Below are 22,280 nucleotides of genomic sequence, written 5' to 3'. Positions count from 1 at the left end.
AGCTGCGCAAACTGGTGCGACGCCTGTTTCGCACCTCGGCAACATAAGCACTGTGGTATTCGGTTGTTGCCACTCAACCACAAGTGTCTGCTACAGACTTTTTTCTACAGACATCAAGCGTTTCTAATAAAGATAAAAGGTACTCGCTATGTTCAATCTCAACCGTTTTACCGGTGCGCTGCTGATGCTCGCCACCGCAATCTGCTTTACCACCAGTGCCCAAGCCAAGCCTTACAAGGCCGCGGAAATCTACTCCAAGCAAACCTACAAATACGGCCGCTATGAAATGCGCATGCGCGTCGCCAAGGGCAGCGGCGTGCTTTCCACATTCTTCACCTACAAAAATGGTTCCGAGCAAGCCGGGGTGTTCTGGGAAGAAATCGATATCGAGATCTTCGGTAAGAACAACGCCACCCAATGGCAGAGCAATGTGATTATCGGCACCAATCGCCCCACCACCAAAACCGAAGGCGTGCACACCATGCCCTATTCGCTGGGCGATGGTTACAACACCTATGTGTTGGAATGGACCCCCAGCTACATTGCCTGGTTCGTGAACGGCACCCAGGTACGCCGCATCAACGGTGGCCAGTTCGTCACCAGCCTGACTAGCCCGCAGGACATTCGCTTTAATCTCTGGGCGGCCAATATTGCCGAATGGGTGGGGGCCTGGAATCCCAATATCCTGCCTGTTTACCAGTTCGTAAATTACATCGACTACAAGCCTTGGAACTCTGGCACTAATAGCTTCGGCACCGGTTGGAGAGATGACTTCAACAGCTTTGATACCAATCGCTGGAACAAAGCCAACTGGACCTTCGGTGAAAACCTCGCCGATTTTGAGCCCAATAACGTGGTGGTGAAAAACGGCATACTGGTACTGGCACTGACTCGCGAAGGCCAAACGGGTTATACCGGCACTCCACCGGCAGATACCGGAACCAGTGGCGGTTCTTCATCAAGTTCTGCGCCGGCGGCGAGCAGTATCCATATTGAAGCAGAGAGCTACAACGAAGTAGGCGGTAGCTTGACTGTATCGGGTGGCGTGGTGGGTTACATAGATGCGGGTGACTGGTTCAAATACCGCAATGTGAACATCCCGCAAGCCGGCACTTACAAAGTGGAATACCGGGTTGCCTCGGCGCTGACCACTGCACAGTTCACCCTGGATCGCGACGGCGTTGGCTTGGGCACCATTAGCGTACCCAACACCGGCGGCTGGGGGACTTACCAAACTATCTCGCACAATATCTACTTAAATGCGGGCACACAAAATCTGGCGATTTATGCCAACAGCGGCGGATTTAATATTGATTGGATCAAACTGACTAAAATTAATTAGCAATTTCTAAACAACAGTGTTTTACAGCCTTTGGGGTTGGGGAAAATGATTAGGGCCCCGGCCCCGTTTTTATTTATAAATCAATCGAGTTTTGTATCATCCGAGTCAACGAGGTAACAAGCATGCGCCGTATTTCGATTTTCCTTCTTGCCCTGTGTGCAAGTCTTGCCGCCGGCGTCACCACCGCCAAGTCTTACAAAGGTGCAGAGATCTTTTCAAATCAAAGCTATCTCTATGGTCGCTACGAAATGCGCATGCGAGTCGCCAACGCGAGCGGGGTTTTATCCACCTTCTTCACCTACAAAAATGGATCAGAGATAGGCAATACGTTTTGGGAAGAAATTGATATCGAAGTCTTCGGTAAAAATAATGCAACCCAATGGCAGAGCAATGTGATTCTCGGCAGCTCGCGTCCCACCCTCCACACGGAGCAAGTCCACACGGCGCCGCAATCGCTCGCCGATGCCTACCACACCTATGTCTTGGAATGGACCCCCGATTACGTGGCCTGGTTTGTGGATGGCGTTGAAGTGCGCCGTATTATCGGAACCAGCACCGTCACCAGCCTCACCAATGCACAAAGTTTGCGTTTCAATATCTGGTCATCCGAATCGGCCGAATGGGTTGGAGCCTGGAATGATTCTGTATTACCCGTGTATCAATTCGTGAATTACATCGACTACAAAACTTACAACGCAACCACAAAAAGTTTTGAAGCGGGCTGGCGCGATGACTTTGATACCTTTGACACCAGCCGTTGGAGCAAAGCCAACTGGAGTTTTGATGGCAACCGTGTGGATTTTGCACCGGAAAATGCGCTGGTAAAAAATGGCATACTGGTACTCGCACTCACTAAAGAAAATGCCATGGGCTATGCCGGCACACCACCAGCCGATGAACCTGCCAGCAGTTCCAGCGCCAGTTCGGTGGCAAGCTCCAGTTCCGTAGCAAGTTCAAGCGCAGCTAGCAGTTCAATGGCCAGCAGCGCCCCTGCTTCATCAAAAGCCGCGAGTTCTACCGCAACAACGGGGAGCAATTCTGGCGGTGGAGGCGGTGGGGGATCAATTCCGCTGTGGGGACTATTGGCATTGAGTGGATTGTTGCTTGCTGGTCGCGGGAGAAAGTAATTGAATCCCCCCTAACCCCCCTTTTTCAAAGGGGGGAACTTGATTATGCTAATTTTGGGCTATTTACGTTGAGATTAATACCAATCCAGACATAAGTTCGAAGTGCGAACGTAAAACGATTTCTACTAGATTCGAAATGCGCATCAAATTCACCCCTTTGAAAAAGAGGACTAGGGGTGATTAAACATGCAATAATCCCACATCACAATCGTTAAAAGGATTTAACAATGCTCCCCTATAACAGAACTATTAAACCCTTCTCACGTACACTCCGCAGCAGTATGACTGATGCTGAACAAATTCTCTGGTCGCGATTGCGACGTAAACAAATACTAGGTGTTCAGTTTTATCGTCAAAAACCAATTGGCGCTTATATTGCTGATTTCTATTCAGCTGCGGCCATGCTGGTAATTGAATTAGATGGATCACAACATTTATTACCTGAGCACCAAGCGCAAGATAAAGAAAGAGATAGGATGATGGAAGCTATGGGATTGCTAGTGATTAGGTTTGATAATAGGCAGGTTATCTTTGAACTTGAGCGCGTTATAGAAAAAATTTTTTCGGTAGTTACTGAAAGGCTTAATCGCCCCTAACCCCCCTATTGCAAAGGGGGGAACTTGATCGTGCTAATTTTGGGCTATTTACGTTGAGATTAATATCAATCCAGACATAAGTTCGAAGTGCGAACGTAAAACGATTTCTACTAAATTCGAAATGCGCACCGAATTCCCCCTTTGCAAAAGGGGGGTTAGGGGGGATTCAAATTCTGTTTCCTGAAATCCGCCGCCGACATTCCCGTATAACGTTTAAAAAACCGGTGAAATGACGACTTACTGTTAAAACCGGATTCCAGCAAAATATCCAGAATCGTCATATCGGCAAAATTTTTATCCACCAGCATTTGCTTGGCTTTATTCACGCGATACTCATTCACAAACTCAAAGAAATTAGTATTGAAGTGTTTGTTGATGATGCTGGAAACCTCGCGGTAATGAATGCCCACATGCTTGGCAAACTCTTCGATATTTAGGTTTTGCGTTAAGTACAACTGCTGGTCTTCCATAGTGCGACGAATGCGCTCTATGGCATCAGGCGAAATTTCTGCAACAGCCGCCGTTTCTTTTTCCGCCGGCTTTTCCTTGGTGCCCAATAATTCATGGGCATACAACAAGCTGTACACAAAGAGCGCATTGACCAATAAAAAGGTAATGTAGTTATCGGCAATACCAAACATATCCGCTAATTGGATACCCACCGATTGCCCCAACACATGCACCACCAGCGACCAACTCCAATTTAATGCAAAGCCCAGCGTCAATAGCAACAACCAGAGTGGCGCCTGCAAACTAAAAGTGGAATAAAATTCTTTTAATTGTTGTTTGTACTGCAAGGCTACCCAGACGGCCGCGAGCGCATAAACCACGGGCAGGGTTTTCAGGTAATGCCAGAAAAAATTGGTGATGCGCACGCGGGCTTCAGAATCACTAGTGATTAAAAATCGCAAGCGATCTGAATCCAGATCAGCAGCCGCAATCAATACCATCATCGCAAACAGCGTTATCCCATGCAAAGCATAAGGCCACCGCCATTGGAATTGCGCACGCGTAATCGCCACCACGTAAAAATAGAGGCACACGCTTTTCCCCACTACAGCCGTAGCCAGCAAACTCGAGAGCAATATCTTCGCGGGGGCTGCATCGCTCTGAATGTAATCATTCCACAAGAGTAAGTTGCACAGCGCCGTTACACCCACGCCTACAAAAAAGCCGCTCAGCAACCAGGAAGCGCTGGTTTTTTGTTTGGAAAGCAACCACTGAAAAATAACCAGTAGCACGCAAACCGCCAGGGTAAGCACCAGAATCAGGTCGTGGATATTAAATATCGGGGTTTTCATTATGTTTTTTTATAACCAATTTCTTCATTACACCTAACATTATAAGGGCATAAACGTCACTTTTCTGCCATTGAAATAGCGTTGCTAAGTTTCCCTTAAGTTTTGCCCCCTAGGATAACCGCAGTACTTATAGGAATTCCCAAATTATGAGAGTGGAACAGGCACCATTCCTGAAATATCACTACCAGTATCCGGTTTATAGTCTGGCCGTCCTAACGGCGGTCATTATTATTTTTAATCTTGATAAGGTTGTTGCAGACTATTTATATCAGCTGCAAGGCAATACATGGTTGTGGAAAAACGCATGGTTAACAGAAAACCTACTGCATAAGGGCGGGCGCAACCTCTCCATTTCGCTTGCACTTTTCGTTTTGGGAGCACTAATCGCCAGCTGGTGTTATTTACCCTGGGCAGGTCTGCGTAAACCACTTGGGTACCTCCTGCTGGCACTACTGGGCAGCAGTTTGTTGGTGAGTGCCCTTAAGGCATCCCTCGCTATTTCCTGCCCCTGGGAGTTTGACATTTATGGCGGGCATTTACCCTACATCAATGTTGTCCAGCAATTAATTCAACGCAACGGAGATGGCTGCTTTCCCGCAGGTCATGCCAGTGCTGGATACAGCTGGATTGCACTGTATTTTTTCGGCCTCTCTTTTCAATCGCCACTACGCTGGCTGGGCTTGGCAATAGCGCTCTTGGCAGGCCTTGTATTTGGAATCGCCCAACAAATTCGCGGCGCCCATTTTTTATCTCACGATTTATGGACACTCGCCATCTGTTGGTTCTGCTCACTCTCCCTTTATCTCATTTTTTTTGAACTGCCGCGCATTCCGCAGAATGCGCCTATGACCGTGGGAGAATTACAATGAATCTGGAGTTTTCACTCAAAAAGCTTGCGTTATTTTCATCCGCAGCGACAAATGCCCATATCCCGGAAAAAATTGGCAGTGTTGGACTTTCATTGTCCATTTCATTTTTATTGGTTGCCTTCTATAACCTGGCTTTTTTTAACGCCGCCATCGCCATCATCGATTTATCCAGCATCAGAGGCGTATTTTTCCTGCTAAATATCGGCCTCGTACTCTGGCTATTAAACTTTATTTTTATTTCGCTGATAACACTGCCTTACCTTGGCAAACCGCTATTAGCATTTTTATTAATTGTTGCCGGAAGCACCGCATATTTTATGGATGCCTACGGGGTAGTGATTCACCGTTTGATGATCCAGAATGCGATGGAAACAGATTTTTCTGAAACGAAAAATCTAATCAATGCAAAACTGATTCTCTATATCGCGGTACTAGGCGTAATCCCGACGCTCACGATTTTCAGGCTAAACATAGATTTTCTCGGCTTTAAACAAGAACTTGTAAGAAAATTAAAATTCACTGGGGCAGCATTAATCACCAGCGTGCTACTGATTTTATGTATGTCAGCAGATTACGCATCATTTTTTCGCAATCACAAAAATATTCGCCAAATGGCTAATCCGCTCAATGTGGTTTACGCCACCGCATCCTTTTTTTCCAACCGTGGAAACGCCACTGTTGTTGCACCTATTGAGCATGATGCTGCCATCAACGCACTCGGAAAATCGCTCAGCAAACCGACATTATTGGTACTGGTTGTTGGAGAAACCGCACGTGCTGATCATTTCTCAACAAACGGCTATTCGCGTCAAACCAATCCTTTGCTAGCACGCCAATCAATTATTAATTTTTCCAATGTTACGTCCTGTGGTACTGAAACCGCTGTATCAGTGCCGTGTATGTTTTCCGCATTAGGCAGAGCAGGTTATTCGGATAGCAAGGCAAAAGCACAGGAAGGTTTATTGGACGTGATTAAACATGCAGGCATCGATGTGCTATGGCGCGATAACAACTCCAGTTGTAAAGGCACGTGTAATCGCGTTGACTATGAAGATGTCCAACATTTAGCGCTGCCGGATCATTGCACCGACGTTGAATGTTTCGATGAAATACTGCTGCACGACCTCGACAAAAAACTGGCTGCAATGAGTTCACGCGATAAAGTCATTGTCCTGCATCAAAAAGGCAGTCACGGCCCTGACTACGCGGATCGCTACCCAAAAGGTTTTGCCACTTTCACACCGGTTTGCAACACCAACCAATTACATAATTGCAGCAAAGAAGAAGTGATCAATGCTTATGACAACACCATTCACTATACCGACTATTTTTTAAATAGCGCCATCGAATGGTTGAAACAACAATCACCTCAATACAACACGGCTTTTATTTATCTTTCGGATCACGGCGAATCACTCGGTGAAAACGGCCTCTATTTGCATGGCATGCCTTATCGGTTTGCGCCCAAGGAACAAAAGCACGTGCCTTTTTTATTTTGGTTTTCTGAAGGTTTCACGCGGGCCAACGCAATAGATAGCCAATGTCTGCAACGCTCAACCACCAAAGCCTACTCCCATGACAATCTGTTCCACACAACGCTCGGCCTGCTCAATATCAGCACCAACGTCTACCGGGACAATTTGGATATGGTGAAGCCTTGCAGGGCTCTCTAAATTATCTTATTAGCAACCCACTCAATAGAAATACACTTGCTGAGCATTGCGACCCGAGCCATAACCGGTAACGGTTATAGACCTTTGTGCTTCATCCACCACAAATGGTTTGTTGGTATAGCGGCTACGCATTTTTAATTTCTGCTCTGACGGGCTATGCCTTTTTTCTATTGCACTTAATAAACCCACGCGAAACGCTTCCAAATCTTTGACGCGAGCGAAATAACTTTGCGCCCAGCCCGAGTTTCAGCATGTTTGTCCAATTGAAGATCACTTGAGTTTCCAAAAACCCATTCGCCGATAAGGCTGAGGAAATTCCAGACTTTCTTTGAATTCAATTTTGACAGTCTCTTTTGCCCACTGAATACGCTCCAAACCTACCGAAACTGGGGCAACCTGCTTTCAGTTCAACATGAGCAATATATTGTTCATATTTAGCCGCAACTCGAAATTTTGAGCAATATACCGCTCAAAATACGAAAAACGATCGCCTTTACAAACTAACAACTTGTTCATTTCTCATTAGAAATATACACTTATCAATATATATGAAAATCCATATATCAAAGAAAGCCAAGTGATAATGCCATTTACACCCGACACCCTTTGCAAAGCCCTTGCTGACCCAACCCGTGCACGCATAGCGCTATTAGTCGCGCGCGAAAAAGAGCTGTGCGTGTGTGAGCTGACCTGCGCGCTCGATGAAATCCAGCCGAAAATTTCCCGCCACCTGGCGCTCTTGCGCGAATCCGGTTTGCTGGCCGATCGCCGCAAAGGGCAGTGGGTTTATTACCGTTTGCACCCGGAGTTACCGGCATGGGTTAACAAAACCCTGAAGACAATGCTTGATGCCAACACAGAGTGGTTGGAAGAAAATCATGCACGTTTGTGCGCGATGGAAGACAGGCCCAAGCGTTGTTGTTAAACAATCATTAAAGCACCCCCCCCCTGGGTAATTGAGGCAATAAATTAGGGCGCAATAAATTGCGCCCCTACGGGAAAGGGCGTAGTAGGGGTGTGATTTATCACACCCACTGTCACGTTTCTTGTAACTAAATTTTTTGAAATGAATGAGCTTCTATGAAAAAAATTAAAATTGGTATTAATGGCTTTGGTCGTATTGGTCGCCTGGCACTGCGCGCCAGCTGGCATTGGCCGGAATTCGAATTTGTACAAATCAATGACCCAATGGGCGATGCCGCTACTTTTGCTCACTTGTTGAAATTCGATTCGGTGCAAGGTCAATGGAGTCCCGAAACCAGTGGTGATGAAAATTCAATCTATATTGACGGCCAACGCATTGCCTTTACGCGCAATAAAACGATTGGCGAAACCGACTGGAGCGGTTGCGATCTGGTAATAGAAGCCAGCGGCAAAATGCGCGAAGTCAGTTTGCTGCAAGCATACCTGGATCAAGGTGTAAAACGCGTTGTTGTCAGCGCACCGGTTAAAGAACCGAGCGTATTAAATGTCGTAGTGGGTGTTAATCAGCATTTATTTGATTCTAGGGTGCATCGCATAGTCACGGCAGCCTCCTGCACCACTAACTGCCTCGCGCCCGTTGTCAAAGTGATTCATGAAAATCTGGGCATTAAACACGGTGCAATTACCACAATTCACGATTTAACCAATACCCAATCAATTCTGGATCAACCGCACAAAGATTTACGTCGGGCGCGCGCCTCCCATTCCAATTTAATTCCCACCAGCACCGGTTCTGCTACTGCAATTGCAGAAATTTTTCCTGAGCTGCGCGGCAAGTTGAATGGCCACGCCGTGCGCGTGCCGCTCGCTACCGGTTCACTTACCGATTGCGTATTTGAAGTTGAACGCAATACCACAGCAGATGAAGTCAATGCACTGCTAAAAGCAGCGAGTGAAACTTATCTCAAAGATATTCTCGGTTACGAAACTCGTCCGTTAGTATCCAGTGATTTTTGTGGCAATCCACTCTCATCAATTGTCGATGCGCTCTCTACCATGGTGGTCAATAACAGCTTGGTAAAAATTTATGCCTGGTATGACAACGAGTGGGGTTACGCAAATCGTACCGCGGAATTGGCGAAAATTGTGGGTTCCGCAGATTAACCTAGCCCGCATGGAGTGTAACGGAATGCGGGGGTTTTTATGTTTGCAAAAAATTCCCCGCATTGCGCCAGGCTCCATACGGGCTATGTAAAAAATATTCGAATAGATTTGAAATGTATGAATAATTCTCCCGCTATTCGCCAATACGCAATCGTCACCGGCAATTATTGGGCGTTCACGCTTACCGATGGCGCCTTGCGCATGTTGGTGGTGTTGCACTTTCATCAATTGGGTTATAGCCCGTTGGCGATTGCGGGGTTGTTTTTATTTTATGAATTGTTTGGCGTTATCACGAATTTATTGGGTGGCTATTTAGGTGCGCGCATTGGTTTGAATCGCACTATGAATATAGGTTTGGGTTTGCAAGTGGTTGCGCTGGCGATGCTGACGTTACCCAGCCAGTGGTTAACCGTTCCACTAGTGATGGCGTCCCAGGCGCTTTCGGGAATTGCCAAAGACCTGAACAAAATGAGCGCGAAAAGTTCGATCAAACAATTGGTCGCCGCCGATAATCAAAGCCGTTTGTTTACCTGGGTCGCGCTACTGACCGGCTCCAAAAATGCCTTGAAAGGTGTAGGATTTTTTCTCGGCGGCACCTTACTCGCCGCGTTTGGATTTACCCAGGCCATTGTCCTTATGGCGACCCTGCTCGCGCTAGTCTGGGTGCTTGGTTTGCTGGTTTTAACGCAGGATTTAGGTAAAGCCAAAAACAAACCTAAATTTGGCGATGTGTTTTCCAAAAGCCGCGCGTTGAATTTTTTATCCGCTGCGCGGCTGTTTTTATTCGGTGCACGCGATATCTGGTTTGTCGTGGCGCTGCCCGTTTTTTTAACCAGCCATCTCGGTTGGGATTTTTGGCAAACGGGCGGATTCCTCGCGAGCTGGATTATCGGGTATGGACTGGTGCAATCCGTTGCCCCTCACATTCTGCGCACCAAAACGCGTGCAACACCCGGTGGCAGCGCGGCTGTGGTGTGGGCCAGTTTACTCGCACTGGTAACGACCCTATTAGCAGCAGCACTGAGTATCAGCGGGTCGGCCAGTTATGTATTAATTATCGGCTTGTTGGTGTTCGGCGTAGTATTTGCTATTAATTCTTCGCTACATTCCTATTTAATTGTGAGCTACGCCAACAACGACGGTGTATCGCTGGATGTAGGTTTTTATTACATGGCCAATGCGCTAGGTCGGTTGGTGGGAACACTGCTCTCCGGCTATCTTTACCAGCAGGGCGGATTAACGCTATGCCTTTGGGGCAGCCTGGTGTTTTTATTATTAGTCGTTGGATTGTCGATTGGATTGCCAAAGGAATCTATCAGCGAGGAAACCAGATAATGCTGATCTCACTGTTTATTAATTTTGTTGTTGTCGCTATTTCTGTGCTGATTCATTTCGAAACCATTAATATTCTGACAAACACACTCTTTAGTGCCAAGCGTTCGCCGCGGATCAGCATTCTGTTTAGCCTCTTCGCCTGCTTTTTTGCGCATATTCTGGAAGTTCTGATTTTTGCGTTGGCGTATTTTATTTACCTGCAGATGGGAGATTTCGGGCAGCTATCCGGTGCGCAATTCGCCAGTTTTATTGACTGTATTTATTTTTCACTGGTGTGCTACACCTCGCTTGGTTTTGGCGATATTGCTCCTTCCGGTTGGTTGCGCTTTTTAGCTGGCGTGGAGGCATTGACTGGGCTCTTGTTGATCGCCTGGACCGCCTCGTTTATGTATTTGGAAATGCAGAAGCATTGGCGAGTGAAGTAATCTACGAGGAGTTTTGCGATGAGCGAGTGTGATAGCCGGTGCAATACGTCAGGGCAATCGGTAGCTGAACGGTTAAATCGTGCGTGCTTTTGCAAAACACTGGATCGCGCGCAATTGCTCAGCCGTTTGCACGCCCAACAGTTGCCGGACGCGGTTTTGCAACATCAACAACAATTGTTCTCTCATACCTCGGTTTTTATTTCGCCCGCCCAACAACAGCAATTGCAGCAGTTGGTGCAAACCATCGCGCGCGTAACTCAATTGCCCGCCTACCAACAACAGGCATTGAGCAGAGTATCCACTCTCGCCGCGCCGCTGGTTACCACACCGGGTGTTTTTATGGGCATTGATTTTCACTTAAGCGATGCCGGCCCCAAGGTCATTGAAATCAATACCAATGCCGGCGGCGGATTTTTAAATGCCGCGTTGCGCAGTGCGCAAATAGCCTGCTGCAATGCCGAGGGCAGTGTCGATCAACCCTTGCAGTCACAACTTGAGGCGGAATTTGTGGCCATGTTTCGCGCTGAGTGGCAGCTATCGCGCGGCGCTTTACCCTTGCGTAGTATCGCTATTGTCGATGAATCACCCACTGAACAATTTCTCTATCCGGAATTTTTGTTAGCCCAAGCGATATTTCAACAGGCCGGCATCAAGACGTTTATTCTCGACCCCGGCCAACTTCGCTGGCACAACCAGCAGCTCCTGTGCGGCGATGACGTCATTGATTTGGTATACAACCGGCTAACAGATTTTTCGCTCACTCAACCAACCAATAACCTGCTGCGTATCGCCTACGAACAAAACGCCGTTGTTCTCACCCCCAATCCTGTACACCACGCCATTTATGCAGACAAACGTAATCTCACTTTGCTGGGCGATGCGCAGCAATTATCGCTTTTAGGGGCGGCGCCGGCGGATATCGAAATCCTTAGTGCAGGAATTCCGCACACTCAATTAGTTAATCACGAAAACGCCGATCATTTGTGGCACACGCGCAAGCAATTATTTTTCAAACCCGCCACCGGTTACGGCAGCAAGGCGGCCTATCGCGGCGACAAGCTCACGAAAAGCGTCTGGCAGGAAATTTTGCAAGGCGATTATATTGCCCAACAGCAGGTACCGCCGAGCGAGCGCGGCATTTTGGTAGATGATGAACAGAAGCAATTGAAAATGGATATTCGCGCTTATGTTTATGCTGGAAAAATTCAATTGCTCGCAGCGCGCTTATACCAAGGGCAGACAACGAATTTCCGCACGCAGGGTGGAGGCTTTGCACCGGTGTTTGTGGCGGAGTGAACTTTGGCGAACAATTGCCAACTAATTAGCAACCGGCGTATTCTGATCCAGATACCACTCGCTGTTTAACTCATACTGACGGAGCTTTTCGTTGCGCTCGCTCATCGCCCTGCTAACACTGGTATTTGTGTGCAACCACACCGGGTTGTACCAGTGGCTGCTGGACGACTGTTGCCTCGGGATGGACGACTGCGCACCCAGTATGCAATGCGCCAGCCCCAATTGCCCCGGGTGCGTAAAAACACCCTTGGCGATGACTATACCCACCAACGAATTGCCGTTGATAGTTGCGGTCTTACTGGGGTTATGCGTTTGTTATCGCGCCGGCTTTCCACGTCTCATCTGGCGCCCGCCGCAATAAATAGTCCACTCCCGCCGACATCAATTCCATTTTCTAAAGAGGATGCACTATGAAAGCATTGGCTAAATATGCGCTTATGGCGCTGCTTTGCCTGGGTTCTGTTGCGGTACTGGCAGACGTGGTTCCCTGTTGTTTGGAATTACTCTGCTGTACTGAAAAGGCACCTTGTTGCGACTAGTGGCTTTTAGGTAAGCTGTACCCGAACCGCACCCAGCGGTTTGGGGTTTTATAAAAGGTATTGCTTTGGCATTTATACGGCGTTATCACAATCTGGCCTTTTTGGCATTCGCACTCTGGTTGCTTGGCAACTGGCTCGGTGCCCATGGCCATTTTTGCTTTGATGGCCAGGAGCCGCCAGTGTCAGTCCATATGCATATGCTGGGCGATCACCCCGAGCACCATGATGATGAGCCGCATCAGGATGCCGATGTTGATTTACTCCAATCGGCCATCGCCAAACTGACCAAATTGGATCAGGGTTTGATCCTGCTGGCAGTCGTTGCCCTGCTGTTTGTCGTACTGCCGCGCCAGATTCTGATTAGCCGCTCCATATCCCTCATCCCCACCTATACTCCTTACACCCGCCCGCCGCTGCGTGCGCCACCACTCACTGCCTGATCTTCTTTTGTCTGAACTGTTTTTCCGCGAGCTGCCCCTGCAGCTTTACTGATTAACGTTGCGCCTAAAAAACGCAATCACGGCAGGATCTGCTATGAAATTGTCTTTATCTGCACTGGTTCTGGTAACCAGTGCCTGCTTCGCCTGTACGTCTGCCAATGCGCGCGACCCACAGCCAAATCACTCCCAACCCGCCATTAATCTGCAACAGGCGCTCAGCCTGAGCCTGCAGCAGAATCCACAACTCGCCGGTTATAAATTTCGCCGTGTGGCGCTGGCCGGCGAGCAAACTACCGCGGCGCTCCGGCCAGAAACTCGCCTGCAGTTGGACGCGGAGAACCTGACCGGTACCGGTAACTATTCCGGTGTCGATGCCGCAGAACTGACGCTGTCTTTTGCCTCCATCCTTGAACTGGGCGGCCAGCGCGATAGTCGTCTGGCGGTCACCACTGCGCGCCAACAGCAACTGGCCAGTGAAGAACGCATGGCGGTATTAGATCTGGTCGCGGCGGTAAATTATCGCTTCGTCGCGCTGCTGGCCGCGCAGGAGCAAGTAAGCCTGGAAGAGGAGGCACAACATCTCGCCCGGCAACTGGTGGATAGCCTGGTCAAACGCGTACAAGCCGGCAGCACCCCGCAGGCGGAGTTGATGCGCGCCCGTGCCGCGCTTGCCCGCACCGGGATAGCACTGGAACAAGCGCGCCAACAGGCACAGCAGGAAGCCCTGCAATTGAGTAGCTATTGGGCCGATTCAAGCCCGGATTTCACCCGTGCCAGCGGCGATTTGTTTGCACTTGGCAATGCCGAGAGCACAGACCCTGAATCCCTTGCCAGCTGGCAAGCCCGCCTTAACCAAAACCCGGATTTGGCGCTCTTGAGCGACGCTACCCGTCTGCGCGCCGCGGAAGTACGCAAGGCTGAAGCCGAGGGGAAACTAACCCTGGGTTGGAATGCCGGGGTACGCCAGTTACAGGAGACCAGTGATACCGCACTGGTAGTTGGCCTGAGTATGCCACTGGCCAGTGGCAGACGGGCGAGCGGGGCGATACAAACGGCGCGCGCTGAGCAAAATGCCGCCGAATTAGCCGAAGATAGCGCCAAAATTCAGCTTGAAAGCCGCTTGAAGCAGACCTTCACGGCCCACCAACAAGCCTGGAGCGAGGTGAAAAGCCTGCGCGAGCAGATATTGCCACTTATGCAAGAGGCCAGCCGCGCCACCGCCAGCGCCTTTGAGCAGGGGCGCTACAGCTCGCTCGAACTGGCCATGGCCCAGCGCGAACTGCTGGATACCCGCGCCGAGCTCATCCGCGCCGCGCTGCGCGCCCACGAAACCCGTATTGAACTGGAGCGCTTGACCGCATCCGCGCCCGCCATTGCCACCCCAGCGACCGAATCCGAGCCAACACCATGAACCTATCAAACAATCTCACGTTAGCCTCATACATCACTGGCTTTGTACAAACCTTACTGCTTGCCAGTCTCGTTAGCTTTGCCAACCCCTTATTAGCCTCTGGCGACCACGGCCACGGTCACGGCGAGGAGGAGCATGCTGAGCCGGAATTTGAAAAAGGCCCCCACAAGGGCCGCCTATTGGAAAAGGATGATTTTGCGGTCGAACTGGCAATCTTCGAACTGGGTGTCCCGCCCGAATACCGCGCCTGGGCAACCTTGGCGGGCAAAACCATCAAACCCGGCGATTGGCAATTGGAGGTCAAACTCACCCGCCTCGGCGGCAAGGAAGATAAGTTCCGCTTTACTCCCCAAGCGGACTTTTTGCGCGGGCAGGGCATAGTGGAAGAACCGCATTCCTTTGATGTAAGTGTGACCGCAACCTACGCCGGCAAAAGTTACCACTGGGATTACGATTCCTACGAAGGGCGCGTTGAGCTGCCCGCCCCACTCGCGCAGGCCGCCGGTTTGGTCACGACTGTCGCCAGCGAAGGTGTGTTGCAGGAACGCATCAAACTCTACGGCAACATAGTCGCCGACCCACTGCGCCTGAGCCATATCCAGGCACGCTACCCGGGGCTGATCCGCAGTGTTAAACCCAGCATCGGCATGCGCGTTAACGCGGGCGAGGTGCTGGCGACGGTCGAGTCCAATGAAAGCCTGCGCGAATATCCGCTGCTGTCGCCGATTGATGGCACAGTCGTGGAGCGCCATGCGAATGCGGGGGAATTTACGGCCGATCGCGTCCTGTTCAGCATCCTCGATGAGCGTGTGCTGGAATTGCACTTGCAGGCCTTTCCCGCCGACGCCGCCCAGATCAAAAACGGCCAGTCAGTGGTGATTCGCGCCGATGGCCAGAAAGCTACCACCAAAATTGAATACATCACCCCGCGCCATGGCGAAACACCGACATTGGAAGTCCACGCACCGGTGGATAACAGCGCCGGCAACTGGGTGCCCAACCAAGCGGTGGAAGGCTGGGTCAGCATCGCCGAAACCCGGGTGCCGCTGCGCATTGAAAACCGGGCGCTGCAAAGTTTCCGCGATTGGCAGGTGGTGTTTATCAAAGTCGGTGAGACCTATGAGATTCGCCCGTTGGAACTCGGCCGCAGCGATGGCATTTACAGCGAAGTCATCAGCGGCTTAAACGCCGGCGATGAATACGTGGTGGAGAATTCTTACGTCCTCAAAGCCGACCTGGAGAAATCCGGGGCGAGCCACGATCACTAGGAGCCGCCAAGATGATTGATGCAATCCTGCACACCGCCATAGCGCGACGCTGGCTGGTGCTAGCCGCTGTAGCCGCGCTGATTATTCTCGGGCTGTGGAATTACCAACGCCTACCCATTGATGCAGTGCCCGATATCACCAACGTCCAGGTGCAAATCAATACCGAAGCACCCGGTTATTCACCGCTGGAAACCGAACAGCGCATTACCTATCCGGTGGAGACTGCGCTTGCCGGTCTGCCCAAGCTCGCCTACACCCGCTCAATTTCCCGCTACGGCTTATCGCAAGTGACGGTGGTTTTTGAAGAGGGCACCGATATTTATTTTGCACGCAATTTAATTAACGAACGCATCGCGCAAATTAAATCCGCCTTACCGGAAAATATTTCGCCAACCATGGGGCCAATCGCCACCGGCCTCGGTGAAATTTTTATGTACACACTCGAGGCTAACAACCCTGACGCATTCAACGCAATGCAGTTGCGCGAATTGCAGGATTGGGTGATTCGCCCTCAGCTGATGCAAGTCAAAGGCGTGATCGAAATTAACGCGATTGGCGGTTATACGCGGCAATATCACATCACCCCTGACCCGGTGAAATTATTGCAATGGAAACTTAGCTTCGAGGATGTCGCCAGTGCACTCAAGGCCAATAACAATAATCTCGGTGCCGGTTATATCGAGCGCAATGGCCAGCAATTATTAGTGCGCACGCCAGGGCAATTGCTTGGTATTAGCGATATCGAAAATGTCATTGTCAGTAATGCTAGCGGCGTAAAGGTGCGCATTAGCGATCTGGCGCAGGTAGCGATTGGTAAAGAATTGCGCACCGGTGCAGCAACCCAAAACGGGCGTGAAACTGTGTTGGGTACCGCCATGATGTTGATGGGCGAAAATTCGCGCACAGTAGCGCGTGCACTGGCGAAAAAATTGGAGGAAATTAATCGCTCACTGCCGGAAGGTGTGACTGCTACTGCCGTTTACGATCGCACCCAGCTGGTGGATAAAACCATCGATACTGTGCAAAAAAACCTGCTTGAAGGCGCACTGCTGGTAATCGCGGTATTATTTTTATTGCTCGGCAATTTGCGCGCGGCATTAATTACGGCGGCAGTCATTCCCATCGCTATGCTCATGACCATTACCGGCATGGTGGAAGCCGGAGTCTCCGCCAACCTGATGAGTTTGGGCGCGCTGGATTTTGGTTTAATTGTCGATGGTGCAGTGATCATCGTAGAAAACTGCATTCGCCGCTTAGGTGAAGCGCAGCGTTCATCAAACCTCGAATTGAAAGAGCGCTTGCAACTCGCCTATGACGCGACCAACGAAGTGATTCGCCCGAGTTTATTTGGTGTGGGCATTATCACTCTGGTGTACTTGCCAATATTTACGCTCACCGGTGTGGAAGGAAAAATGTTCCACCCTATGGCCATTACCGTGGTGATTGCGCTTACGGCGGCGTTGATTTTATCGCTCACCTTTGTGCCCGCAGCCATCGCTTTATTAATGAATGGCACTTTTTTTGGGACAGGGAAAGTGGCCGAACATGAAAATCGCGCGATGCGCTGGTTAAAAGAGCGCTATCAACCGCTGTTAGGTGCGGCTTTCAAATACCACGCTATCATTCTTACCGCTGCCATCGGATTAGTAATCGGCTGTGCATGGTTATCAACGCGTTTAGGTTCGGAATTTATTCCACAATTGGATGAAGGCGATATCGCACTGCACGCACTGCGCATTCCCGGCACCGGGCTAGAGCAAGCAGTTGCCATGCAAACCATGCTGGAAGCGCGCATCAAGGAATTTCCCGAAGTGGATAAAGTCTTTGCCAAAATCGGCACTGCCGATGTCGCCACCGACCCAATGCCACCCTCGGTGGCGGATAATTTTGTGATTCTAAAACCGCGCGAGCAATGGCCGAACCCCAATCGCAGTAAACAGGATTTGGTGGATGCGATTGAAACCGCGGTGCGCGAATTACCCGGCAACAATTACGAATTCACCCAGCCAATTCAAATGCGCTTTAACGAATTAATTTCCGGTGTGCGTTCGGATCTGGGTATTAAGGTGATTGGCGATGATCTCGAGCAGTTGCAAACATCGGCAGCAGAAATTTTAGCAGTGCTGGAAAAAATTCCCGGCGCCGCCGACGCACGCATGGAGCAGGTCACCGGCCTTCCGGTACTCACCATCACTCCCAAACGCCGGCAATTGGCCGCCTATGGTTTAACGGTGAACGAAGTACAGGATTTTATTGCCGCCGCCATTGCCGGTGAAAATGCCGGGCTGATGTATCAAGGTGATCGTCGCTTTGACATTATCGTGCGCCTGCCCGAGCATTTACGTACCGATTTATTGGCACTGGAACGCTTGCCGGTACCTATCGCGGGCGAACCTGACTTTGTGCCACTGAATGAAATTGCGAAAATCGAATTAACACCAGCGCCCAACCAAGTCAGTCGCGAAAACGGCAAACGGCAAGTGATAGTTACCGCCAATGTACGCGGGCGCGATTTGGGTTCGTTTGTGCCCGATGTGCAAACGCAAATTAATGCACAGGTAAAATTACCCAGCGGTTATTGGCTGGATTACGGCGGCACTTTTGAACAACTCGAATCGGCCAGCAAACGTTTAGCGATTGTGGTTCCATTAACACTGTTAATGGTGATCGCGTTACTGGTGATGGCTTTCGGTTCATTAAAAGATGCTCTGATAATTTTCACCGGCGTACCCCTCGCACTCACCGGCGGCGTGCTCGCGCTCTGGCTGCGCGATATGCCCATGTCCATGAGTGCGGGCGTCGGCTTTATTGCGCTCTCTGGAATTGCCGTATTAAACGGCTTGGTGATGCTCGCGTTTATTCGCCAGCTCTATCACGAAACCGGCAACTTAATGCACGCGATTTTTGAAGGCGCACTCACCCGCTTGCGCCCGGTGTTAATGACCGCACTAGTTGCAAGCTTGGGGTTTGTGCCTATGGCATTTAATGTGGGAATTGGTGCGGAAGTGCAGCGGCCTTTAGCAACGGTAGTCATCGGCGGGATTATTTCATCGACGCTGCTGACGTTGGTGGTTTTACCGATTCTTTATGCGTTGGTACATCGCAAGAAAATTTAAGTTTGGACCGGGGTGAAGCCAGACTATGTCTGACCTCACCTCGCCATTGATAATAAAATGAGCAGAAAAGAATGGTTTACTGGTTTACAGTAGTTTCCAAATGGTTTCAGCATGTTCATATTTTATTCTTTGCTGTGCTTATAGCCGATTTCTTTTTGGTAGCTGTTTATTCGAACGGCCCAAGTAATATCCTTCCAAACGAAGGGAACTATTCCGGCAAGTCTGACGCACAAGCATTTCTTTTGGTTTTATTTGGACCACTGATAAACCTCTACGGCTTCTATAATTGTTGCAAGTCATTTTGGGAATATGAATCGGATACTTATCTTGTATGGGAGAGTTCAAAGCCAAAGGCACTATCCAGAAAAATCTGGAGCAATTTATCCGGGCCGGTACTGGCAGCGATTTATTGTCCTCCTGTGCTATGGTTTTATACCAATGGAATATCCTTCCTGTGGGGAAAAGAGCGATATTTTTTTAATACTCCCGGATTTTTTCTTTCACTTGCTGTAGGTCTGGTATGTGGGTTCCTATTTCAAGTAAAGAATAAAGAATTTAAGAAATACCAAAAGCAAATTGAAGGGCAATAGACATGGGCGCCAACTGCTGTAATCACGACCACAATCATGAGCCGTCGCATTCACCCGATCCCAAATACCGTCGTATTTTGTGGATCGCATTAATTATTAACGCGCTGATGTTTTTGATTGAAATTATTTTTAGCCAACGCGCCAATTCGGTGTCGCTGCTCGCGGACTCTATCGATTTTCTGGGCGATGCAGCTAATTACGGAATTAGCATTTGGGTGTTGGCCATGAGTGTGCAGACGCGTGCGAAGGCATCGCTGTTAAAAGCTGCGTCCATGGGATTGTTTGGTGTAGGCGTGTTAGCCCATGCCATTTGGAATGCGATTACCGGCGTGGTGCCAGATGCGCAGGCTATGACGTTGATAGGTTTGCTGGCGCTCGCGGCCAATGTAAGCGTGGCGTTTTTGTTGTACGCCTATCGCAATGGCGATAGCAATATGCGCAGTGTATGGCTGTGCACTCGCAACGATGCGCTGGGCAATATCGCGGTAGTGTTCGCTGCAATCGGTGTGTTTGGCACAGGGACTAATTGGCCGGATTTGATAGTTGCAGCAATCATGGCAACGCTCGCATTAACCGCGTCTTATCAAGTAGTAAAACATGCGCGTGCAGAACTACATACTCATTAAGCGATTAATGGGAAGCACTTTCTTTCAACCATTCGCGCGGCGAAACACCGCAAATCGATTTAAACGCGCGCGATAAGGCCGATTCGCTGCTGTAGCCAGCATCCTCTACGATGAGCTTCAGGGGGCGGCCCTGAGCCAACCACTTTTTTACCAACCCAATGCGCCAACGCTGCATATAAGCCGCGGGCGTCTCACCTAATAGATCGCGAAATAAATTGGAAAAAACACTGCGCGACATACCCGCCACCTGCGCCAGATCTTCCACCGACCATTCGCGTTCGGGCGTATCGTGAATGGCCACAATGGCACGACGAACCTGAGGGTGCGCGAAGCCCGCGAGCAAACCAACCTGCGCTTTCCCCTCTTCCATCAATACCCGCAACACCTGAATCAACAGTATTTCAAACAACCGGTCCAGCATCGCCTGACGCCCACAGTAGTGCGCGGAAGATTCGGCAAACAACAATTCCAGTACGGGCAAACTATGTTCCAGGCGCGCTAATGGCAGGCAGAGGTATGCCGGCAGTGCGCTTACGATGGGATTGGCCGCGCCGCCTTCAAAAGTCACATGGGCGCAGACAAATTCGGCACCTTGCTCAGCGTCTGTTACGAAGTAATGCGGAGTAGGGCGGGGATAAAACAACAAGCTCGGCTCATTGATCTGCTCGGCTTTACGGTTGCCGTGCCAGACCTCGACTTGCCCGGCGCGGATGAGGTGAAGTTGCCCATAGGGCAAATCCCCGTCCAGCCGGTTAACACCACACAGGGGGCCGGATTGGAAAGTACGGGCACTCATGGAAAAGTGCGCTAACAGTGCTGCCAGTCGGTCTGCCATAGAAATCCATACGATATGTTAAATTTGCAAGACGAATTGTAGCATTTCGTATCGATAAATCCATAACAATGCTCCTCGTTGACACAACAAACCAACTTCACTAAACAGGAGCTTTACCATGAAACCACAAAACATTCTTTACACTGCACAAGTAACTTCTACCGGTGGCCGCGAAGGCCGTTCGGAATCCAATGACCGCGCACTCTCGGTTGTGCTTTCCACACCCAAGGGGCTGGGCGGTGCCGGTGGCGCCGGGACTAACCCCGAGCAGTTATTTGCGGCCGGATATTCCGCGTGTTTTATCGGTGCGCTGAAATTTGTTGCGGGCAAAAACCGCATCGCCCTGGCAGATGACACCCGCATCACCGCGAGTGTTGGTATAGGCCCCATCCCCACCGGTTTCGCGTTGGAAGTGACACTCGATATTGCACTGCCTGGTTTGACCCAGGAACAGGCCGAAGCCTTAGTGACCCAAGCGCATCAGGTATGTCCTTACTCTAATGCGACGCGCGGCAATATCGATGTAAACCTGGTGGTAAATTCCATCGCACTTGCCCACTAACGGAGTCTGCCAGGCAGTCGGTGAGAGTTTGTTGAATTTTATCGTCATTCAATAAATACAAACGCGATTGCCACCGTTAAGATAATGCCCCAACACGATAGTGGTGCCTATGCACCACTATCCGCCTTTCATTGCTTGGCATTGCGGCGAGCGAAGGAGATTTAATGACCATTACCGCCAGCATTTCCCTATTTATCGCCATGTTAATTGTCGCCGTCAGTCCGGGTCCCGGCATATTTGCCGTAGTTGCACGTTCTATTTCGTCGGGATTATCCCAAGGCTTAGTGACCGTGGTTGGTATTGTGTTTGGTGATTACGTATTTATTGTGCTCTCGCTCTACGGTTTGTCTGCACTGGCGCAATCCATGGGCGATTTATTTTTAGTGATTAAATATGCCGGCGCCGCTTATTTATGTTGGCTCGGCTGGCAGATGTTAAAAGCCAAACCTATCGATGCAAAATTACCCGAAGTAAACGCAGTATCAACGCTGCGTAATTTTATGACCGGGTTATTAACAACGCTGAGTAATCCGAAAGCGATTTTGTTTTATGTGAGTTTTTTTCCCGCCTTTATTGATATGCAGTCCGTCTCGATTCTCGATGCCGGAATTATTATGGCAATTGCGAGTATCGCGGTCGGCGGTGTTATGGCGGCCTATGCGTATGCCGCAAGTAGAGCGAGAAAATTATTTACCAACACCAAAGCAAACCGCGCGTTAAATATTACTGCCGGTGGAATAATGCTGGGTAGCGGTACGCTACTGGCTATAAAAAATTAATCGGTGATTGCAGCGATATTTCGCGCGCTTTCCCTATAATCAATTCGCAATATTTATTCCGC

Annotated in this window: 21 protein-coding genes; 18 read left to right on the top strand and 3 right to left on the bottom strand. The window is 49.8% G+C overall.

Features of this window, described 5'->3' with window-relative positions:
* Positions 1-148 precede the first annotated feature (148 nt).
* The 3 genes from D0C16_RS17310 to D0C16_RS17300 all read left to right on the top strand — a co-directional run bounded on the left by D0C16_RS17310 (position 149) and on the right by D0C16_RS17300 (position 3,065).
* A complete protein-coding gene (locus D0C16_RS17310; protein ID WP_151033513.1) occupies positions 149-1,342 on the top strand; it encodes a carbohydrate-binding protein in 1,194 nt (397 codons plus the stop codon).
* 122 nt (positions 1,343-1,464) lie between these two features.
* On the top strand, positions 1,465-2,469 hold the full coding sequence (locus tag D0C16_RS17305) for a family 16 glycosylhydrolase (RefSeq protein WP_151033512.1): 1,005 nt from the start codon (positions 1,465-1,467) through the stop codon (positions 2,467-2,469).
* A gap of 281 nt (positions 2,470-2,750) precedes the next feature.
* Complete coding sequence (locus D0C16_RS17300) at positions 2,751-3,065, top strand: endonuclease domain-containing protein (protein ID WP_255481935.1); 315 nt, start codon at positions 2,751-2,753, stop codon at positions 3,063-3,065.
* A gap of 155 nt (positions 3,066-3,220) precedes the next feature.
* Here D0C16_RS17300 and D0C16_RS17295 read toward each other — a convergent pair whose 3' ends face one another.
* Positions 3,221-4,366, bottom strand: coding sequence for an AraC family transcriptional regulator (locus D0C16_RS17295; protein ID WP_151033510.1), 1,146 nt, complete (start codon positions 4,364-4,366; stop codon positions 3,221-3,223).
* A 146-nt stretch (positions 4,367-4,512) separates the two neighbouring features.
* On the opposite strand from D0C16_RS17295, the gene D0C16_RS17290 reads away from it, so the two are divergent.
* From D0C16_RS17290 to D0C16_RS17260, 7 genes are all read left to right on the top strand, one after another.
* Positions 4,513-5,235: a phosphatase PAP2 family protein gene (locus D0C16_RS17290; protein WP_151033509.1), complete on the top strand. Its 723-nt coding sequence runs from the start codon at positions 4,513-4,515 to the stop codon at positions 5,233-5,235.
* Positions 5,232-6,908, top strand: a complete 1,677-nt coding sequence (locus D0C16_RS17285; RefSeq protein WP_151033508.1) for a phosphoethanolamine transferase — start codon at positions 5,232-5,234, stop codon at positions 6,906-6,908. Before D0C16_RS17290 ends, D0C16_RS17285 begins: the two co-directional genes overlap by 4 nt.
* A 583-nt stretch (positions 6,909-7,491) precedes the next feature.
* Entirely contained in the window at positions 7,492-7,833 is a 342-nt protein-coding gene (locus tag D0C16_RS17280) for a metalloregulator ArsR/SmtB family transcription factor (protein WP_151034983.1), read from the top strand.
* A 155-nt stretch (positions 7,834-7,988) separates the two neighbouring features.
* Positions 7,989-8,996 (top strand): ArsJ-associated glyceraldehyde-3-phosphate dehydrogenase, encoded by a 1,008-nt coding sequence (locus D0C16_RS17275; protein WP_151033507.1) that lies wholly within the window; start codon positions 7,989-7,991, stop codon positions 8,994-8,996.
* 117 nt (positions 8,997-9,113) lie between these two features.
* Complete coding sequence (gene arsJ, locus D0C16_RS17270; protein WP_151033506.1) at positions 9,114-10,331, top strand: organoarsenical effux MFS transporter ArsJ; 1,218 nt, start codon at positions 9,114-9,116, stop codon at positions 10,329-10,331.
* Positions 10,331-10,756, top strand: a complete 426-nt coding sequence (locus D0C16_RS17265) for a potassium channel family protein (protein ID WP_191968531.1) — start codon at positions 10,331-10,333, stop codon at positions 10,754-10,756. The genes arsJ and D0C16_RS17265 overlap by 1 nt, the downstream gene beginning before the upstream one ends.
* 18 nt (positions 10,757-10,774) lie before the next feature.
* Positions 10,775-12,052, top strand: coding sequence for a hypothetical protein (locus D0C16_RS17260; protein WP_151033504.1), 1,278 nt, complete (start codon positions 10,775-10,777; stop codon positions 12,050-12,052).
* Between the two features lie 21 nt (positions 12,053-12,073).
* Here D0C16_RS17260 and D0C16_RS17255 read toward each other — a convergent pair whose 3' ends face one another.
* On the bottom strand, positions 12,074-12,319 hold the full coding sequence (locus D0C16_RS17255; RefSeq protein ID WP_151033503.1) for a hypothetical protein: 246 nt from the start codon (positions 12,317-12,319) through the stop codon (positions 12,074-12,076).
* 337 nt (positions 12,320-12,656) lie between these two features.
* On the opposite strand from D0C16_RS17255, the gene D0C16_RS17250 reads away from it, so the two are divergent.
* The 6 genes from D0C16_RS17250 to D0C16_RS17225 all read left to right on the top strand — a co-directional run bounded on the left by D0C16_RS17250 (position 12,657) and on the right by D0C16_RS17225 (position 20,042).
* On the top strand, positions 12,657-13,031 hold the full coding sequence (locus D0C16_RS17250; protein ID WP_151033502.1) for a hypothetical protein: 375 nt from the start codon (positions 12,657-12,659) through the stop codon (positions 13,029-13,031).
* Between the two features lie 94 nt (positions 13,032-13,125).
* Positions 13,126-14,442 (top strand): TolC family protein, encoded by a 1,317-nt coding sequence (locus tag D0C16_RS17245; protein WP_151033501.1) that lies wholly within the window; start codon positions 13,126-13,128, stop codon positions 14,440-14,442.
* The gene (locus D0C16_RS17240) at positions 14,439-15,710 is read left to right on the top strand and encodes an efflux RND transporter periplasmic adaptor subunit (RefSeq protein ID WP_151033500.1); all 1,272 of its coding nucleotides are present in this window, start codon (positions 14,439-14,441) and stop codon (positions 15,708-15,710) included. Before D0C16_RS17245 ends, D0C16_RS17240 begins: the two co-directional genes overlap by 4 nt.
* An 11-nt stretch (positions 15,711-15,721) precedes the next feature.
* Entirely contained in the window at positions 15,722-18,826 is a 3,105-nt protein-coding gene (locus D0C16_RS17235; RefSeq protein ID WP_151033499.1) for an efflux RND transporter permease subunit, read from the top strand.
* 71 nt (positions 18,827-18,897) lie between these two features.
* The gene (locus tag D0C16_RS17230; protein ID WP_151033498.1) at positions 18,898-19,416 is read left to right on the top strand and encodes a hypothetical protein; all 519 of its coding nucleotides are present in this window, start codon (positions 18,898-18,900) and stop codon (positions 19,414-19,416) included.
* A 2-nt stretch (positions 19,417-19,418) separates the two neighbouring features.
* The gene (locus D0C16_RS17225) at positions 19,419-20,042 is read left to right on the top strand and encodes a cation transporter (RefSeq protein ID WP_151033497.1); all 624 of its coding nucleotides are present in this window, start codon (positions 19,419-19,421) and stop codon (positions 20,040-20,042) included.
* A gap of 4 nt (positions 20,043-20,046) precedes the next feature.
* On the opposite strand, the gene D0C16_RS17220 is transcribed toward D0C16_RS17225, so the two are convergent.
* Positions 20,047-20,877 (bottom strand): AraC family transcriptional regulator, encoded by an 831-nt coding sequence (locus tag D0C16_RS17220; protein ID WP_151033496.1) that lies wholly within the window; start codon positions 20,875-20,877, stop codon positions 20,047-20,049.
* Positions 20,878-20,995: 118 nt separating this feature from the next.
* Here D0C16_RS17220 and D0C16_RS17215 point away from each other — a divergent pair, with 118 nt between their 5' ends.
* Positions 20,996-21,439: an organic hydroperoxide resistance protein gene (locus D0C16_RS17215; RefSeq protein WP_151033495.1), complete on the top strand. Its 444-nt coding sequence runs from the start codon at positions 20,996-20,998 to the stop codon at positions 21,437-21,439.
* 164 nt (positions 21,440-21,603) lie between these two features.
* Positions 21,604-22,218: a LysE family translocator gene (locus D0C16_RS17210; protein ID WP_151033494.1), complete on the top strand. Its 615-nt coding sequence runs from the start codon at positions 21,604-21,606 to the stop codon at positions 22,216-22,218.
* Positions 22,219-22,280 lie beyond the last annotated feature (62 nt).

The sequence above is a fragment of the Cellvibrio sp. KY-GH-1 genome (assembly GCF_008806975.1).
Lineage (GTDB): Bacteria > Pseudomonadota > Gammaproteobacteria > Pseudomonadales > Cellvibrionaceae > Cellvibrio.
The sequence above is the reverse complement of the archived record's forward strand: the minus strand, read 5'-3'. Positions and strand labels throughout refer to the sequence as shown.

Coding starts and splice junctions, on each gene's coding strand:
- D0C16_RS17295 (WP_151033510.1), bottom strand. CDS start 4,366: ATGAAAACCCCGATATTTAATATCCACGACCTGATTCTGGTGCTTACC.
- D0C16_RS17245 (WP_151033501.1), top strand. CDS start 13,126: ATGAAATTGTCTTTATCTGCACTGGTTCTGGTAACCAGTGCCTGCTTC.
- D0C16_RS17300 (WP_255481935.1), top strand. CDS start 2,751: ATGACTGATGCTGAACAAATTCTCTGGTCGCGATTGCGACGTAAACAA.
- D0C16_RS17225 (WP_151033497.1), top strand. CDS start 19,419: ATGGGCGCCAACTGCTGTAATCACGACCACAATCATGAGCCGTCGCAT.
- D0C16_RS17240 (WP_151033500.1), top strand. CDS start 14,439: ATGAACCTATCAAACAATCTCACGTTAGCCTCATACATCACTGGCTTT.
- arsJ (WP_151033506.1), top strand. CDS start 9,114: ATGAATAATTCTCCCGCTATTCGCCAATACGCAATCGTCACCGGCAAT.
- D0C16_RS17265 (WP_191968531.1), top strand. CDS start 10,331: ATGCTGATCTCACTGTTTATTAATTTTGTTGTTGTCGCTATTTCTGTG.
- D0C16_RS17275 (WP_151033507.1), top strand. CDS start 7,989: ATGAAAAAAATTAAAATTGGTATTAATGGCTTTGGTCGTATTGGTCGC.
- D0C16_RS17305 (WP_151033512.1), top strand. CDS start 1,465: ATGCGCCGTATTTCGATTTTCCTTCTTGCCCTGTGTGCAAGTCTTGCC.
- D0C16_RS17285 (WP_151033508.1), top strand. CDS start 5,232: ATGAATCTGGAGTTTTCACTCAAAAAGCTTGCGTTATTTTCATCCGCA.
- D0C16_RS17280 (WP_151034983.1), top strand. CDS start 7,492: ATGCCATTTACACCCGACACCCTTTGCAAAGCCCTTGCTGACCCAACC.
- D0C16_RS17210 (WP_151033494.1), top strand. CDS start 21,604: ATGACCATTACCGCCAGCATTTCCCTATTTATCGCCATGTTAATTGTC.
- D0C16_RS17235 (WP_151033499.1), top strand. CDS start 15,722: ATGATTGATGCAATCCTGCACACCGCCATAGCGCGACGCTGGCTGGTG.
- D0C16_RS17230 (WP_151033498.1), top strand. CDS start 18,898: ATGGTTTACTGGTTTACAGTAGTTTCCAAATGGTTTCAGCATGTTCAT.
- D0C16_RS17290 (WP_151033509.1), top strand. CDS start 4,513: ATGAGAGTGGAACAGGCACCATTCCTGAAATATCACTACCAGTATCCG.
- D0C16_RS17220 (WP_151033496.1), bottom strand. CDS start 20,877: ATGGCAGACCGACTGGCAGCACTGTTAGCGCACTTTTCCATGAGTGCC.
- D0C16_RS17310 (WP_151033513.1), top strand. CDS start 149: ATGTTCAATCTCAACCGTTTTACCGGTGCGCTGCTGATGCTCGCCACC.
- D0C16_RS17215 (WP_151033495.1), top strand. CDS start 20,996: ATGAAACCACAAAACATTCTTTACACTGCACAAGTAACTTCTACCGGT.
- D0C16_RS17260 (WP_151033504.1), top strand. CDS start 10,775: ATGAGCGAGTGTGATAGCCGGTGCAATACGTCAGGGCAATCGGTAGCT.